The sequence below is a fragment of the Klebsiella sp. MS 92-3 genome, from assembly GCF_000195655.1.
GTDB classification, from domain to species: Bacteria; Pseudomonadota; Gammaproteobacteria; order Enterobacterales; family Enterobacteriaceae; genus Klebsiella; species Klebsiella pneumoniae.
The window spans coordinates 11,406-26,926 of record NZ_GL882732.1 but is presented as its reverse complement, the minus strand read 5'-3'; the positions used below and the strand labels follow the sequence as shown (position 1 = coordinate 26,926).

The window sequence follows — 15,521 nt, the reverse complement described above, 5'->3', positions numbered from 1 at the left end:
CCCCCGCTTTCCAGCTCATCCCGCCGCGCCGCCGCCACGGGTCCAACCGAAAGCTTCAGGGCTTACGACCTTTGAAATACGCACACTCCGTGCGCGGGCCCATGCCAGACAGCCATGATGACCGGATTATCCTCTCCGGCGAATGGAGGAACGGCGCGCCATTCCCCCTCGGGTAAAACCATATCGACCACCTCTGCGGTGGCGTTCAGCGTGAGCAGCCAGCGATCCGACAACTGGATCTGCATACACGCGGCCCCCTGCTGCCACTCCGCGGCAGTCAGGGGCTGGGCGTTGCGATTAAGCCAGCGGACGTTGCCATCCCCCTCCTGCCACCAGCGGTTGCGGGTGAGCGCCGGAATACGACGCCGCAGGTGGATCAGCGCCGCGGTAAAGGCGGTTAATCCCGGGTTCGCCTGGCGCCAGTCCAGCCACGTCAGGGCGTTGTCCTGGCAGTAAGCATTATTGTTACCGTGCTGGCTGTGGCCCTGTTCATCGCCCGCCAGCAGCATTGGCGTCCCCTGAGCCAGCAGCAGCGTCGTCAGCAGCGCATGCGCGCTGGCGCGCCGCCGTTCAATCACCGCAAAATTCGCTTCTAATCCTTCTATACCATGATTGTTGCTGTAGTTATTGTTAGTCCCATCGCGATTCTCCTCCCCGTTTGCCTCATTGTGTTTCTGATTGAAACAAACGCAGTCGCGCAGCGTGAAGCCATCGTGGGCCGTCACCAGGTTGACCGTCGCCGATGGCGGCTTGCCATCGCGGGCAAAGAGATCGCTGGAGGCTGCGAAACGTTGGGCAAAATCCCCCAAAGAGACATTTTGCTGTAGCCAGAAGCGTCGGGCGCTATCGCGAAAATGGTCATTCCATTCAGCGAACAGCGGTGGGAAATTACCCACCTGATAGCCGCCCGGGCCGATATCCCAGGGTTCCGCAATCAGTTTCACCTGCGACAGCACGCTGTCGCGGCGGATAGCCTCGAACAGCGGCGCATCCTGGCGGAATTCCGGCGTCCGCCCCATCACTGAGGCGAGGTCGAAGCGAAAGCCGTCGACATGGCACTCATCCACCCAAAAGCGCAAACACTGGCGCGCCCACTCCACCACGCCGGGGTGGCTAAGATTGAGCGTATTACCGCACCCGGTCCAGTTGTGATAATCGCCATCCTCCCTTACCCAATAATAGCTACGGTTGTCGATTCCGCGCAGGGAGACGGTGGGCCCGTCGAGATCGATTTCCGCACTATGGTTGAGCACGATATCCAGAATCACTTCGATACCGGCGGCGTGCAGCGCCTTAACCGCATCGCGAAACTCATCCAGGGCGCGATCCGGGTCGCTGGCGTAGCGCGGATCCAGCGCGAACCACGCCAACGGGTTGTAGCCCCAGTAGTTGCTTAACCCCATCCGCTGCAGTCGCGGCTCGCTGGCGAACTGCGCCACCGGCAACAGCTCAAGGGCGCTGATGCCCAGCGATTTGAAGTAAGCGATCATCGCCGGGTGGCCCAGCGCTTTATAGGTTCCGCGAATGGCTTCCGGTAGCTGCGGATTAAGCAAGGTAAGCCCTTTCACGTGCGCTTCATAAATCACCGTTTCCCCCCATGGGGTACGCGGCGGTTTATCGCCACGCCAGTCATAGCGCAGATCCACCACCTGCGATTTTGGCGCGACCGCGGCGCTGTCGCGGCGATCGGGCTGCCACATGCCGCCGTGCAGGCGCTCATCGTCAGGCAGATCGCCCTCGACCCGGTGGGCGCTGGGATCGATCAACAGCTTGGCCGGGTTAAAGCGGTGCCCCTGCGCCGGGTCCCAGGGACCATGTACCCGATAGCCGTAGCGCAGGCCCGGCCCGGCGGCGGCCAGCCAGCCGTGCCAGATGTCGCCGCTGCGCGCCGGGAGATCGAAGCGTTGCTCGTTGCCCTGCTCGTCGAATACGCACAGCTCCACCCGCTCCGCATGGGCGGAGAAGAGGGCGAAATTCACCCCCTTGCCGTCATAGCTGGCGCCCAATGGCGCAGGTTTGCCTGCCGCGAGTGAGGTCATTGCGCCTCCCGGACCAGCCAGATCGTCGCCAGCGGGGGCAGGGTCAGCGACAGCGAATGTTCGCGGCCATGGCTGGCGATAGCGTCGCTTTCCACCACGCCGCCATTGCCCTGATTGCTGCCGTGATAGTGCATGGAGTCGGTATTTAGCGCCTCGCGCCAGCGGCCCGGCTGGTTAATGCCGAAGCGGTAGTCGTGGCGCGGCACCGGCGTGAAGTTGCTGGCAACGATAATCTCGTTGCCCGCCCGGTCACGGCGTACAAAGACAAACACCGAGCGCTCATGGTCATCGACCACCAGCCATTCGAAGCCGTAGGGGTCAAAATCCAGCTCGTGCAGCGCTTTATGATGCCGGTAGGTATGGTTCAGGTCGCGCACCAGCCGCTGGACGCCGTGGTGCCAGTTGTCGCCGCCCTCCAGTAGATGCCAGTCGAGGCTAACGTCATGGTTCCACTCGCGGCCCTGAGCGAACTCATTGCCCATAAACAGCAGCTTTTTCCCCGGGAAGGCGAACAGCCAGCCGTAGTAGGCGCGCAGGTTGGCGAACTTCTGCCAGGCATCGCCCGGCATGCGGTCGAGAATCGATTTTTTGCCGTGCACCACTTCATCGTGGGAGAGCGGCAGCACAAAATTCTCGGTGTAGTTGTAGAGCATGCCGAAGGTCATTTTGTCATGATGGTAGCGGCGATGCACCGGATCGAGCTTCATGTAATCCAGGGTGTCGTGCATCCAGCCAAGGTTCCATTTGAACCAGAAACCGAGGCCGCCGCCGGCTGGCGGACGGGTCACCCCGGCAAAATCGGTGGACTCTTCCGCCATGGTGACCGCGCCCGGCGTCTGTTCGCCAAGGATGCGATTGGTGTTGCGCAGAAACTCAATGGCTTCCAGATTCTCCCGACCGCCGTATTCGTTGGGGATCCACTCTCCCGCCTTGCGGCTGTAATCGCGATAGATCATCGAGGCCACCGCGTCGACCCGCAGCGCATCGATGCCGAAGCGTTCGATCCAGTACAGCGCGTTACCCACCAGGTAGTTGCTGACTTCCCGACGTCCGTAGTTGTAGATCAGGGTATTCCAGTCCTGGTGATACCCCTCGCGCGGATCGCTGTGCTCATACAGCGAAGTGCCGTCAAACGAGGCAAGGGCAAAATCATCCGCCGGGAAGTGGCCGGGCACCCAGTCAAGAATGACGTTCAGCCCGGCGGCGTGCGCGGCATTGATAAAGTAACGGAAATCGTCGCGGGTGCCGAAGCGGCGGGTCGGCGCATAGAGCCCGGTGGGTTGATAGCCCCAGCTGCCGTCGAACGGGTGCTCGTTAACCGGCAATAGTTCGAGATGGGTGAAGCCCATCCATTTCGCATAGGGCACCAGCTGGTCGGCCAGCTCGCGGTAGCTCAGCCAGAAATTATTATCGGTATGACGGCGCCAGGAGCCGAGATGCACTTCATAGATAGAGATCGGGGCATCAAACTGGTTCGCCGCTCTGCGGTCCGCTGGCTGTTCCACTTTGGGCGGCAGGTCGCAGATAAGCGAGGCGCTTTCCGGACGCATTTGCGACTCAAAGGCGTAAGGGTCGGCTTTGACCCGCAGATTGCCGTGGGCGTCAATCAGTTCGAATTTATACAGCTGGCCATTGTGCGCGCCGGGAACGAACAGCTCCCAGATCCCGGACTCTTTGCGGAATCGCATCGGGTGGCGACGGCCATCCCAGTAGTTAAACTGCCCCACCACCGATACGCGGCGGGCGTTCGGCGCCCACACCGAGAAACGGGTACCGGTGACGCCGTCCATGGTGGCAGCGTGCGCGCCCAGCGTTTCGTAAGGGCGCAGGTGGGTCCCTTCCGACAGCAGCCAGACGTCAAGGTCCTGCAACAGCGGACCAAAGCGATAAGGGTCATCGATCAGATTCTGCTGCCCGTGCCAGGTGACGGCCAGCTGATAGCGAAAAGCGTTTTTACGCCGCGGCAGGACGCCGCTGAAGAAACCACGCGAGTCGAGACATTCGAGCTTGCCGACTTTGCGTCCGGTTTTCGGTTCAATAACCCACACGTCGGTGGCATCGGGTAATAATGCGCGCACTTCCAGCCCGGCGTCAGTACGGTGCATGCCGAGCACGGAAAAGGGATCCGCGAAATGACCGGCGATTAGCGCATTAATCACGTCTCTATCAATATGATTAGACATGCTTTCATCCTGTTGTAAGTGTCGCTCATTCCTGTAACTGGCGACTTTTTTTGACCTGAACGGCGCAGTGCTCTCAGCATCCTCCTGCTCCGTCCCACCTTCAGGTAAGGAATTCCTTACTTAAAGCATAGCCAAGGCTGAGTTACCTCCGTGGGGAAAAATCTAACATCCGCGTTTACTCCTTGTATTACGCAAAAAAAAAGGGGGCTTGAAGACCCCCTTTCTGTTCATCCTGGGCTTACGCCAGCTGGCGAAGCATCCGGCGCAGCGGCTCCGCGGCGCCCCACAGCAGTTGGTCGCCAACGGTAAAGGCCGATAGATACTCCGGCCCCATATTCAGTTTACGCAGGCGTCCTACCGGGGTGGTCAGGGTGCCCGTCACCGCGGCTGGGGTCAGCTCGCGCATGGTAATCTCACGATCGTTCGGTACCACTTTGGCCCACGGGTTGTGCGCGGCCAGCAGCTCCTCAACGGTCGGGATAGAAACATCTTTCTTCAGCTTGATGGTAAACGCCTGGCTGTGGCAGCGCAGCGCGCCAACGCGAACGCAGAGGCCGTCTACCGGGATAACGGACGAGGTGGCGAGGATCTTGTTGGTCTCCGCCTGGCCTTTCCATTCTTCGCGGCTCTGACCGTTATCCAGCTGTTTGTCGATCCACGGGATCAGGCTGCCCGCCAGCGGTACGCCAAAGTTATCGACCGGCAGCTCGCCGCTGCGGGTCAGCGACGTCACTTTGCGCTCAATATCCAGGATGGCGGAAGCCGGGTCCGCCAGCTCCGCGGCCACATGATTATGCAGTTGCCCCATCTGGCTCAGCAGCTCGCGCATATGACGCGCGCCGCCGCCGGAAGCCGCCTGGTACGTCGCCACGCTGACCCACTCCACCAGATCCTGAGCAAACAGGCCGCCGAGGGACATCAGCATCAGGCTGACGGTGCAGTTGCCGCCGACAAAGGTTTTCACGCCGTTGTTCAGGCCGGCGGTGATCACATCCTGGTTAACCGGGTCGAGGATAATGATCGCATCGTCCTTCATGCGCAGCGAAGAAGCCGCGTCAATCCAGTAACCCTGCCAGCCGCTTGCGCGCAGCTTCGGGTAAATCTCGTTGGTGTAATCGCCGCCCTGGCACGTGACAATAATGTCCAGCGCCTTCAGCGCGTCCAGATCGAACGCATCCTGCAGCGTGCCACCGGTGCTACCGCCGAATGACGGCGCTGGCTGTCCCAGCTGGGAGGTAGAGAAGAACACCGGGCGAATGGCGTCGAAATCGCGCTCTTCAACCATGCGTTGCATGAGGACAGAGCCGACCATTCCGCGCCAGCCGATAAAACCAACATTTTTCATAACGTATTCCTGCGAGGTGTGTGCTGTTTGTGCCTGGCCAGTTTCCAACTGGATTATCCCTCACCTTACAAAATGCAGCTAAAGTCGCAAGTGAAATTAATCAATGATTGCTGAACAATCAGAAAAGCAACTTATCCTGCACATTGTCCACCGTCGCTGGTCGTCGTCAAAAGCGCAACGATTATCGGGGAAATCCCCCGGGGAATGGAATATTTTCCGTCGCTATTTTATTGATCCTGATTATGGATTAAGCGTGAAATCTGGTGCTTTTCCGCTTGCCAAAAAAAAGCGACAAACCCAGTCACAGCAAGGGATGACGAGGGATACGAGCATCGTCGTAGCGCTAATAAGGGCCAATAGCTGGCAAGGAAAAGAGGGAAAAAGGGCGGTTTATTGCAAAGAAGCCAGGGTAAGCAGCGTTACCCTGGCTTTTTATTTCCCGCGAGCGGGAGATGAGCGGGCTTAGCTCAGCAGCTGGAAGGCGATCATACCGACAATCGCCCCGGTGGTGCCAAGGATGGTTTCCATCATGGTCCAGGTCTTCAGCGTCTGGGCTTCACTGGCGCCGGTAAATTTACCGAACAGCCAGAAGCCGGCGTCGTTCACGTGGCTTACCACAATCGAGCCGCCGGCGATACAGATAGACAATGCCGCCATCTGCGCGCCGCTGTAGTTCAGCTGCTCAATCACCGGCATCACCAGGCCGACCGCCGTCAGGCACGCCACGGTGGCAGAGCCCTGAATGATACGCACCGCCGCCGCCAGTACGAAGCAGGTAATAGCGATCGGCAGCCCCATTCCGGTCAGCGCTTCACCAAGCGCCGGGCCAACGCCGGAGTCAACCAGCACCTGCTTGAAGACGCCGCCAGCCCCGATCACCAGCAGAATAATCCCGGCCGGCTGCAGCGCGTGGCCGCAAATCTCCATCACCCGGTCTTTCGCCATTCCCTGACGTACCGCCAGACCGTAAATCGCCACCAGGCAGGCCACCAGGATCGCGGTGAACGGGTGGCCGATAAACTCGAACCATTCGTAGGCAGTGGAACCCACCGGCACAAAGCGCGCGGCGATGGTTTTCAGGCCAACCAGCACCAGCGGCAGCAGGATCAGCGCCAGGCTGAAGCCGAAGGAGGGCATTTTGCCTTCGCCGAGATGCGGTTCCGTGACGTCGTCAGGAATATGCAATTCGACGTAGCGGCTGATGAAGTTGCCCCATAGCGGACCGGCGATAATCATCCCCGGAATGGCCGCGCACAGGCCAATCAGGATCATCCAGCCAAAGTCGGCGTGCATTTGCGACGCCAGCAGCATCGGCGCCGGTCCAGGCAACAGAAACGCCGCGGCGGCGGCAACGCCGGCAAACAGCGGGATCACCAGCTTCACGAGGTTAGTACCGGTATGGCGCGCCATCGAGAAGGCGACGCTAATCAGCAGTACGATCGCCACTTCGAAGAACAACGGCAGCGCGCAGATGAGACCGGCGAGACCAATCGCATAGTGCGCGCGATTGTGGCCAAAGGATTTGAGCATCTTGACGGCAATCTGATCGACCGCCCCCGTTTCATGCAGGATCTTCCCGAACATCGCGCCGAGCGCGACGACGATCGCCAGGAAGCCCAGCGTACCGCCCATCCCTTTCTCCATCGTCGCCGCGATTTTATCCAGCGGCATGCCGGAGAAGAGACCGGCGCCAATAGAAACCACCATCAAAGCCACGAAGGCGTGCATTCGCGCCTTCATGACTAAAAACAGCAGCAGCAATACCGAGCCGACTGCTGTTAAAACAAGCGTTATAGTACTCACTAGTGACTGCCTTTGTTGATCACCTCGATGGTGCTGGCCACCACGCCTTCCAGCGGCTGGTCGATATCGACGATAAGCACATCGCTCTCGTCGGCGCCTGGTTCCTGCAGCGTTTCAAACTGCGTCACCAACATTTGGGTTTTAAAGAAGTGCCCTTTACGCGCCTTCAGACGGCTTTCGATCACGTCGAAATCGCCTTTCAGGTAGATGAAGGAGAGGTTCGGGTTGCCCTTGCGCAGAATGTCGCGATAGCTCTTCTTCAGCGCCGAGCAGACGATCAGCGACACCTTGTTGGTACGCTGCATGGCGAACGCGGCGTCATTTAGCGCCTGCAGCCACGGCGTGCGGTCGTCATCGTTGAGCGGCTCGCCGGAGGCCATCTTGGTGATATTGCTGCGCGGATGGAGAAAGTCGCCGTCAAGAAACGCGGCATGCAGTTGATGCGCCACTTCGCTGGCGACAGCGGATTTTCCGCTGCCGGAAACGCCCATCAGGACATAGACGTGGTGATCATGGTTAGTCGTGCTCAAAGCGTCCTCCCACTGGACTGGTACGCCGCGCCGGGGCTGACTCATCCAGCGCGAAGGCGGCGTATCGGTTAATTGTTACGGGTAACTGTTATCGGTAACATTGTCATGCCGGGCCTGTGGAGAAGCAATATCCATTCGTGCCAGATGTGAATATGTGTGATCTACTTCAAACTTGTCAGTTTAAATTGATCCGCCCGGTGACAATGTGAAACCTAAATCTAACATCTTAGGGGTAATCGCTTCACCACGAATGCGCGCCAGCAGCCGTTCGGCGCCGATGCGCCCCATTCGCTCGCGCGGGGTCAGGACGCTGGCCAGCCGCGGCTCCATCACCTGGCCGATATCATGGCCGTGGAACCCGGCGATCGCCATATCATCGGGGATCTTCAGCCCCAGACGCTGGCACTCGAACGCCGCGCCGACCGCGAGGTCATCGTTGGTGCAGAAGATGCCGTCGAGCTGCGGATATTCGCGGCGCGCCTGGCGCATCAGCTCAATCCCCGAAGAATAGGACGAGGATTGTTCCACCATCACGCTGTAGGGCGTCATCCCGGCGTCAAGCATCGCCTGCTCGTACCCCTTCTGTTTGATGATAGTACGTTCATCAAGACGCGCCCCCAGATAGGCGACATGGCGGTGGCCGCGGGCGATGATCGCCGCGGTCATCTGCCGGGCGGCTTCAAAGTTATCAAACCCGACGGCAATATCGAGACACGGCGACCGGCTGTCCATCAGCTCCACCACCGGAATGCCGGCGACTTCGATCATCTTCAGGGTGCGCGGCGTATGGGTGCGTTCGGTGAGGATCAGGCCATCAATGTTCCAGGAGAGCATCGATTCGAGGCGTTTCTCTTCCATTTCCGGCTTATAGCCGTAGTGCGCCAGCATGGTTTGATAGCCGAAGGCGTCGGTGACGCTTTCGATACCGCGCAGTACTTCCGAAAAGACCTGATTGGTTAACGACGGCAGCAGCACGCCGATGGCGCGGCTGGTGGCGTTGGAAAGAATGTCAGGGGCGCGATTGGGAATATAACCCAGTTCATCGAGGGCAACGGCAATCTTGCCACGCAGCGCTTCGGAGACCTGCTCCGGGTTGCGTAAATAGCGACTGACCGTCATTTTGGTCACGCCGACAAGATCGGCTACATCCTGAAGTACGGGTCTTTTCTTTTTCATCGTCCTGACTGTGATCAACGGGAAACATTTTCTCAGTTTATCACGGACAAAGCGCAACCTTCCCTAACATGAGGGAAGGCTGCGCAATTTATTTAACCTGGCTCAGATAACTATCAAACCGGCGGCAGATCGAACAGCAGGATCTCGCTATCGCTGTCGGCATGAACCGAAATCGCCTGCTCGTCCCAGATGGCCAAACCGTCGCTGGTGGTGGCTTTGGTACCGTTGATGGTCACTTCGCCTTTGACCACCTGGATCCACACGCGGCGTTCCGCGGCAATCTGGTGAACCGACTGCTCATCTTTCAGCAGCGCCCAGCGATAGAGTTCCATATCCTGGTACACCTTCAGCGAGCCATCTCGTGCATCCGGCGACAGCACCAGCTGTTTGCCCTGGGCGGCGTCGAAGCGGCGCTGCTCGTAGCGCGGGGTAATGCCGGTTTCTTCCGGAATAATCCAGATCTGATACAGACGCAGACGATCGGTTTTGCTCGGGTTGTACTCAGAGTGGCGCACCCCGGTACCCGCGCTCATGATCTGGAACTCGCCCGCCGGCACCTGCTCTTTGTTGCCCATGCTGTCCTGGTGCTCCACCGCCCCTTCCAGCACATAGGTCAGGATCTCCATGTCTTTGTGGGGGTGGGTACCGAAGCCCTGACCGGCGTCGATGACGTCGTCGTTAATCACCCGCAGGGCGGAGAAGCCCATAAAGTTCGGGTCATAATAGTTGGCGAAAGAGAAAGTATGCCAGGAATCCAGCCAGCCATGGTTAGCGTGGCCACGTTCGTTCGCTTTGCGTAAATAGATCATGTTGCACCCCCGTATGTTGTCGATGGAGTCAGTGTGGACCCATTTCGCCGGCGATCATAGAGGGTGAAAATTGACTCCTCTGTTCAAAAAATATGAACAAGCGCAGAGGAGCCAATTTGACTTATCGGGTAAGGGTAATGGTGGCCGGTGAAGGCTGCTCAAAGCCGCGCTGCAGGATCTCCATATTGGTGAGAACGTCAGTTTCCTTGACGTAATTCGGCTGGCCGTTGACGAGGGTGTCGTACAGCGCGTCGTACACCCGACCATAATCGCCGCTCTCCAGCGGCACCGCTTCGCGCACCATCTCCCCTGCCTCGTTGACATACACCAGCTCGCCAACGCTGTCGTCCGCGCCAAATCCCGGCTCGCCCGGCATGACATTGGCCTTCAGGCTGGTCTCCTGCTGGTCAATGCCGTACTTCACAAACGAACCTTTGTGCCCGTGAACGATAAATTTCGGGTAATCGATCTGCACCAGATGGCTGGTCTTAACGATGGCCTTCATATCGCCGTAGAACAGCTGGGCTTCAAAGGTGTCATCCGGGTTGGCTTTATTGCGCAGCGAGCGCAGATCGTAAGAGACATGGTCCGGGCGGCCGAACAGCGAAATGATCTGATCCAGGGTATGCACGCCAAGGCCATAGAACTCGCCGTTTTGCGGACCGCCGGGGTTGGTCTCCGCCAGCGGGCGATAATTATCGAAATGACTTTCGATCTCCACCAGTTCGCCGAGTTTCCCGCTCTCAATCACCTTTTTGGTGGTCAGGAAGCAGGAGTCGAAACGGCGGTTCTGATAGGGCGTCACCGTCAGACCTTTGCTGTTCGCCAGGGCAAACAGAGTTTTTGCTTCCTCCAGCGTCGGGGTGAACGGCTTTTCCACCAGCACGTTTTTCCCCGCCTCCAGCGCCTTTTTCGCATATTCAAAATGGCTGTCGGCGTGAGTGCAGACCACCACCAGCTTGACCAGTGGATCGTTTAATACTTCTTCAAGGTCGCTGGTGAAATGAATATGGGAATACTGCGGCGCCTGCTCCTCGGGCTTCGCCCGGCGGCGGTAAATGTGCGCTACCTGCCAGCGGTCTTTGCGGTGCAAAACGTAAGGAAGGTGATAGCGGGTGGTGCTTTTACCAAAGCCAATAAATGCGCAGTGCAGAGTCATAACGCTGTCCTTAGTTAATGAGCTACCTTCAACCATAGCGCAAGCCGGTCCCTCACTTCATCCTCTCTGTTTGCTTGCAGTGAAGATTCGTTAGGAAAATAGTTCGAGTATCACTCATACGTAATTATTAATAACTTATTGATTAATAAGTGATTAAATCAGCAGTTTTCGGCAAAAAACCTTGATCGCCATGGCAAAACTGCGGATAAGTGGAGAGCAAACCAGGAGGTTGCTGATGACTAACGGAGTAGCCAGCCGCTGCTGATGGACAAACAGTATCTCGCCATAAACGGCGCCCTTTTTTTCTGGCTTCTCGCGCTGATCGCCTGGTCTGTCGATGCAAGCGCGCTGGCGCGCCTGGCGGCCGCCTGCGCGCTTATCGCTTTCCTCCTCCATAGCCAACGGAACAAGATTAACGCGATGTTTATTAAGAAAAATAAAACGGAACCTCAGATATCAGAAGCAGCCACGCCTCCGGCAATTAACCCAGAACCCGAAGCGGTCGCCAGCAAAAAACACGAGACTACGGTCATCGCCAGCGGGGTGCATTTCGTCGGCAATATAGTCGCCAGCGGCCATGTCTATATCCACGGTCAGGTCACCGGCAACATTGAGGCCAAAGAGCATTTGATTAAGGTAATGCGTGAAGGCCAGGTGGAGGGCAACGTCAGCTGCCGGGAGCTAATAATTGACGGCAAGGTGCAGGGCCAGTGTCATGGCGACAGCATCACCATCGAGGAGCACGGCCATCTGGAGGGAACCCTCGCCTATCGCGCGCTGGCGATCAAGAAAGGCGGCGCTTTTAGCGGTCGCGCTGAAATGCTGGCCGCCGCGGAGAACAAAAGTCATATTCTCGGTCTGGTAGCAGACGCACCCTCCAAAGCCGACGCGGAGCCCGTCAGGCCGCAGAGCGCCTGAGATAGCAGCAAAAAAAAAGCCAGCACCCGGCTGGCTAAAGTAATACTGGAAGCAATGTGAGCAATGTCGTGCTTTCAGGCTTTCCGCAAGGGTCTCCCTGAATGCAGGACAATAATAATCATTCTCATTCGCACTTGTCTACTTTTTTTTGCAAATAATGCGTGTTGACTCGAACGCCGTAGTCAGTGATGTTTAAAGGGACTTTTCACCTGAATGAGGAACAAGGAATGAGTGACATCGTGATACGCCATGCTGAACCGAAAGATATTGACGCGATTCGTCAAATTCACGCCCAGCCGGAGGTGTATCACAACACGCTACAGGTCCCTCATCCATCCGAAAATATGTGGCGGGAGCGGCTAACCGATACGCCCGGCGTGAAGCAACTGGTGGCCTGTATCGATGAGCAAGTCGTCGGCCATTTAAGCATTGCCGTCGTCCAACGTCCCCGCCGTAGCCACGTCGCCGATTTTGGTGTCAGCGTGGATTCGCGCTGGCACAACCGCGGCGTCGCCAGCGCGCTGATGCGTACCATGATTGATATGTGCGACAACTGGCTGCGCGTCGAGCGTATTGAGCTGACGGTGTTCGCCGATAATGCCCCGGCGATTGCGGTGTATAAGAAGTACGGCTTTGAGATCGAAGGCACCGGCAGGCGTTACGCGCTGCGCAACGGTGAGTATGTGGATGCGTATTATATGGCGAGAATAAAGTAGCGTGTTGCCGGGTGGCGGCTTCGCCTTACCCGGCCTGCGTTCGCACAGTTGTAGGCCCGGTAAGCGCAGCAGCGCCACCGGGCAACACATCAATACCCCGCCGTTAAATCATCCGGCGAACGCGGATCGGAGGCGCCATACAGCATGCCGTCCGGCCCTACCATGATGCTCTGGGTACTGCCCATCGCCTCTTTCAGCGCCACTTTCTGCCCCTTCGCCTCCAGCAGCTTGAGGGTATCCGGGCTAAAGCCTTTCTCCACCCGCAGCTCATCCGGCAGCCATTGATGGTGGAAACGCGGCGCGTTGGTGGCTTCCGCGACGTTCATCCCGAAATCGATGGTATTGACCACCATCTGCAGCACGGTGGTGATGATCCGACTGCCGCCCGGGCTGCCGGTTACCAGCCAGGTTTTGCCGTCTTTCACCACAATGGTCGGCGACATCGACGACAGCGGGCGTTTTTTCGGCTCCACCGCATTGGCGTCGCCGCCCACCAGCCCATAGACGTTAGGCACGCCGGGCTTCGCCGAGAAATCATCCATCTGGTTATTGAGCAGAATGCCGGAATCACCGGCCACAATGCCGGTACCGAAGGTGGTATTCAGCGTATAGGTCACCGCCACCGCATTGCCGTCTTTATCGACCACCGAGAAGTGGGTGGTCTGGTTGCTTTCATAGGGCGCCAGCTTGCCCGGACGGATCTGGCTGGAAGGCTTCGCCTTGTTGACATCAATCTCGGCGGCGATCGCTTTGGCGTAAGCCTTGCTGGTCAGCGCCTGCCACGGCACGTTGACGAAGTCAGGGTCGCCGAGATATTCAGAGCGGTCGGCGTAGGCGTGTTTCTCTGCCTCCGCCATCACCTGCATGGCGTCGGCGCTGCCAAAACCATATTTCTGCATATCGAAGTTTTCGAGGATATTGAGGATCTGCACGATATGGATCCCGCCGGAGGACGGCGGCGGCATAGAGTAAACCTCATACCCGCGATACTCGCCGCTAACCGGCGTACGCTCCACGGCCCTGTAGTTGGCGAGGTCAGCTTTGGTGATTAGCCCGCCGTGCTTTTTCATCTCGTCAGCGATCTGGTCGGCGATGGCCCCTTTATAGAAGGCGTCCGGGCCGTGCTCGGCAATCAGCTCCAGGCTCTTACCGAGGTTCTTCTGCACCAGCCGATCGCCCTTCTTCAGCGGCTCGCCGTTCTTCCAGAAGATCGCTTTACTATTTTCATGCTGCGGGATCACTTCGCTGCCGTAGGTCTTCAGATCGTCCGCCAGCGCATCGTTAACGATAAACCCCTCTTCCGCCAGCTTAATCGCCGGACGGATCACTTTGTTCAACGGCATGGTGCCATACTTTTCCAGCGCGAGGGAGAAACCGGCGACGCTGCCTGGCGTGCCGGAGGCTAGATGCGAAGTCAGTGATTTTTTACTGTCCGGGTTGCCCTGGTCGTCAAGGAACATGTCGCGGGTGGCCTGCTCTGGCGCCATTTCGCGGAAATCGATCGCCGTGGTCTTGCCGTCTTTAGTCCGCAGCATCATAAAACCGCCGCCGCCAATATTCCCGGCCTGCGGATGGGTGACCGCCAGCGCGTAGCCTACCGCTACCGCCGCATCGACAGCGTTACCGCCCTGGCGCAGGATATCCACGCCGACGCGGGTCGCCAGCGCGTCCACCGAGGCCACCATCCCCTGCCGGGCGCGTACCGGGTGGAACACATCTTCCTCTACGCCATAAGAGACCGGCGGCGGCGGTGGCGGATTGGCGGCGACGGTAAAGCTGCCCCCCGCCAGCAACGCAGCGATGACCACCTGACGCCATATTGTTGTTTTTATCATTGTCTTACTCCTGAAAGGTAGGTTTCATTCCCCGCTTAAGCCTGGTTGATAACTCCTAAAAAATCATTGTTATGGCAGATTCGAGGTACACTTAAGTGATCCCACGCACGGGAGGAGAAAACCATGAAAGCGATTCTGTTTCTGGCGGCGCTGATGCCGCTTGGCGTATTAGCCCAGCCGATCAATATTAATAACAACCCTAACCAGCCGGGTTACGTGGTCCCCAGCCAGCAGCGCATGCAAAATGAGATGAAGGTGCAGCAACAGCAGCAGCAGAGCATGCTGAAGCAGGATCTGAACAATCAGACCCGCTCGCAGCAGCAGCATTTGCAAAACCAGCTGCAGACTAATCAGCAGCGCGCGGCCCAGGGCGGCAATCTGAATGCGCCGCAGCAGGTGCGGCCAAATAACAACGGTGGAATGCTGCGGCAGACTAATCCGTAAAGGTCGTCCGCCGCAAATCCGTCTTAAGGCTGGAAATTCGGCCCGATGACATCAATGGCATCGGTGCAGATGCAGTCTACGCCCCAGCACAGCAGTTCGGCGGCGCGCTGGGGTTTATTGACCGTGTACACCAGAATGTGCAGGCCGGCCTGTTTCAGGCTCGCCACCCGCGCCGCATCCAGCAGTTTGTGATTGAGGTGAATCGACACGCAGCCCAACCGGGTGGTCAATTCGCGCCAGTCATCGCGCCACTCATCCAGCAGCAGCCCGCGCGGCAGCTCGGGCGCGGCTTCCTGCGCCGCCTCCAGGGCGTCGATTTCAAAAGAGGAGAGCAGCGGCGCGGTCATGCCTTGCCATAGATCGCGCGCGGCCAGCGCCACCACTTTCCCGGTCTGCGGCCCCAGCCCGGTGGTCGGCTTAATTTCGATATTCGCCATCATGCCGTGACGACGGCAGCGCTCCGCCACCTGGGAGAGCAACGGCAGCGGCTCGCCCTTAAATTCACGGCTGAACCAGCTACCGGCATCGACCTTCAGCAGATCGTCCCACGCCAGCTCGCCCGCC

Annotated in this window: 15 protein-coding genes; 4 read left to right on the top strand and 11 right to left on the bottom strand. The window is 58.4% G+C overall.

Annotated elements, in window-relative coordinates; translation table 11 throughout:
* Positions 1-62: 62 nt before the first annotated feature.
* The 3 genes from glgX to asd all read right to left on the bottom strand — a co-directional run bounded on the left by glgX (position 63) and on the right by asd (position 5,567).
* Positions 63-2,039 carry a glycogen debranching protein GlgX gene (gene glgX, locus HMPREF9538_RS23525; protein WP_009484087.1) on the bottom strand — a complete coding sequence of 659 codons (1,977 nt, stop codon included), beginning with the start codon at positions 2,037-2,039 and terminating at the stop codon, positions 63-65.
* Entirely contained in the window at positions 2,036-4,222 is a 2,187-nt protein-coding gene (gene glgB / locus HMPREF9538_RS23530; protein WP_004150069.1) for a 1,4-alpha-glucan branching enzyme, read from the bottom strand. The genes glgX and glgB overlap by 4 nt, the downstream gene beginning before the upstream one ends.
* 238 nt (positions 4,223-4,460) lie before the next feature.
* On the bottom strand, positions 4,461-5,567 hold the full coding sequence (gene asd / locus HMPREF9538_RS23535; protein ID WP_002920570.1) for an aspartate-semialdehyde dehydrogenase: 1,107 nt from the start codon (positions 5,565-5,567) through the stop codon (positions 4,461-4,463).
* Positions 5,568-5,670: 103 nt separating this feature from the next.
* Here asd and HMPREF9538_RS23540 point away from each other — a divergent pair, with 103 nt between their 5' ends.
* On the top strand, positions 5,671-6,033 hold the full coding sequence (locus HMPREF9538_RS23540; protein WP_004151411.1) for a hypothetical protein: 363 nt from the start codon (positions 5,671-5,673) through the stop codon (positions 6,031-6,033).
* Here HMPREF9538_RS23540 and gntU read toward each other — a convergent pair.
* The 6 genes from gntU to HMPREF9538_RS32745 all read right to left on the bottom strand — a co-directional run bounded on the left by gntU (position 6,030) and on the right by HMPREF9538_RS32745 (position 11,440).
* Entirely contained in the window at positions 6,030-7,370 is a 1,341-nt protein-coding gene (gntU, locus tag HMPREF9538_RS23545) for a gluconate transporter (protein ID WP_009484086.1), read from the bottom strand. The two genes, HMPREF9538_RS23540 and gntU, sit on opposite strands and share 4 nt — an antisense overlap.
* Positions 7,370-7,900 (bottom strand): gluconokinase, encoded by a 531-nt coding sequence (gntK, locus tag HMPREF9538_RS23550; RefSeq protein WP_002920775.1) that lies wholly within the window; start codon positions 7,898-7,900, stop codon positions 7,370-7,372. Before gntK ends, gntU begins: the two co-directional genes overlap by 1 nt.
* Positions 7,901-8,080: 180 nt before the next feature.
* On the bottom strand, positions 8,081-9,076 hold the full coding sequence (gene gntR / locus HMPREF9538_RS23555; RefSeq protein ID WP_002920777.1) for a gluconate operon transcriptional repressor GntR: 996 nt from the start codon (positions 9,074-9,076) through the stop codon (positions 8,081-8,083).
* A gap of 113 nt (positions 9,077-9,189) precedes the next feature.
* Entirely contained in the window at positions 9,190-9,885 is a 696-nt protein-coding gene (locus HMPREF9538_RS23560; protein ID WP_002920779.1) for a pirin family protein, read from the bottom strand.
* Between the two features lie 121 nt (positions 9,886-10,006).
* Positions 10,007-11,044, bottom strand: coding sequence for an oxidoreductase (locus HMPREF9538_RS23565; protein WP_020316712.1), 1,038 nt, complete (start codon positions 11,042-11,044; stop codon positions 10,007-10,009).
* Positions 11,045-11,197: 153 nt separating this feature from the next.
* Positions 11,198-11,440, bottom strand: a complete 243-nt coding sequence (locus HMPREF9538_RS32745; protein WP_226326439.1) for a hypothetical protein — start codon at positions 11,438-11,440, stop codon at positions 11,198-11,200.
* On the opposite strand from HMPREF9538_RS32745, the gene HMPREF9538_RS23570 reads away from it, so the two are divergent.
* The gene (locus HMPREF9538_RS23570) at positions 11,330-11,962 is read left to right on the top strand and encodes a bactofilin family protein (RefSeq protein ID WP_228701541.1); all 633 of its coding nucleotides are present in this window, start codon (positions 11,330-11,332) and stop codon (positions 11,960-11,962) included. The two genes, HMPREF9538_RS32745 and HMPREF9538_RS23570, sit on opposite strands and share 111 nt — an antisense overlap.
* A gap of 227 nt (positions 11,963-12,189) precedes the next feature.
* Positions 12,190-12,678 carry an N-acetyltransferase gene (gene yhhY, locus HMPREF9538_RS23575; RefSeq protein WP_020316713.1) on the top strand — a complete coding sequence of 163 codons (489 nt, stop codon included), beginning with the start codon at positions 12,190-12,192 and terminating at the stop codon, positions 12,676-12,678.
* Positions 12,679-12,767: 89 nt separating this feature from the next.
* Here yhhY and ggt read toward each other — a convergent pair whose 3' ends face one another.
* The gene (ggt, locus tag HMPREF9538_RS23580; protein ID WP_009484082.1) at positions 12,768-14,513 is read right to left on the bottom strand and encodes a gamma-glutamyltransferase; all 1,746 of its coding nucleotides are present in this window, start codon (positions 14,511-14,513) and stop codon (positions 12,768-12,770) included.
* A gap of 123 nt (positions 14,514-14,636) precedes the next feature.
* Between ggt and HMPREF9538_RS23585 the strand changes: the two genes are divergently transcribed.
* Entirely contained in the window at positions 14,637-14,957 is a 321-nt protein-coding gene (locus tag HMPREF9538_RS23585; RefSeq protein ID WP_004185983.1) for a DUF2756 family protein, read from the top strand.
* 23 nt (positions 14,958-14,980) lie between these two features.
* Here HMPREF9538_RS23585 and ugpQ read toward each other — a convergent pair.
* The coding region (ugpQ, locus tag HMPREF9538_RS23590; RefSeq protein WP_009484081.1) for a glycerophosphodiester phosphodiesterase at positions 14,981-15,521 on the bottom strand (541 nt) is incomplete at its 5' end.

Excerpts from the sequence above, each read along its gene's own strand:
- asd (WP_002920570.1), bottom strand. The coding sequence starts at position 5,567 with ATGAAAAATGTTGGTTTTATCGGCTGGCGCGGAATGGTCGGCTCTGTC.
- HMPREF9538_RS23540 (WP_004151411.1), top strand. The coding sequence starts at position 5,671 with ATGATTGCTGAACAATCAGAAAAGCAACTTATCCTGCACATTGTCCAC.
- glgB (WP_004150069.1), bottom strand. The coding sequence starts at position 4,222 with ATGTCTAATCATATTGATAGAGACGTGATTAATGCGCTAATCGCCGGT.
- glgX (WP_009484087.1), bottom strand. The coding sequence starts at position 2,039 with ATGACCTCACTCGCGGCAGGCAAACCTGCGCCATTGGGCGCCAGCTAT.
- HMPREF9538_RS23560 (WP_002920779.1), bottom strand. The coding sequence starts at position 9,885 with ATGATCTATTTACGCAAAGCGAACGAACGTGGCCACGCTAACCATGGC.
- HMPREF9538_RS32745 (WP_226326439.1), bottom strand. The coding sequence starts at position 11,440 with ATGGAGGAGGAAAGCGATAAGCGCGCAGGCGGCCGCCAGGCGCGCCAG.
- HMPREF9538_RS23565 (WP_020316712.1), bottom strand. The coding sequence starts at position 11,044 with ATGACTCTGCACTGCGCATTTATTGGCTTTGGTAAAAGCACCACCCGC.
- gntR (WP_002920777.1), bottom strand. The coding sequence starts at position 9,076 with ATGAAAAAGAAAAGACCCGTACTTCAGGATGTAGCCGATCTTGTCGGC.
- ggt (WP_009484082.1), bottom strand. The coding sequence starts at position 14,513 with ATGATAAAAACAACAATATGGCGTCAGGTGGTCATCGCTGCGTTGCTG.
- yhhY (WP_020316713.1), top strand. The coding sequence starts at position 12,190 with ATGAGTGACATCGTGATACGCCATGCTGAACCGAAAGATATTGACGCG.
- HMPREF9538_RS23585 (WP_004185983.1), top strand. The coding sequence starts at position 14,637 with ATGAAAGCGATTCTGTTTCTGGCGGCGCTGATGCCGCTTGGCGTATTA.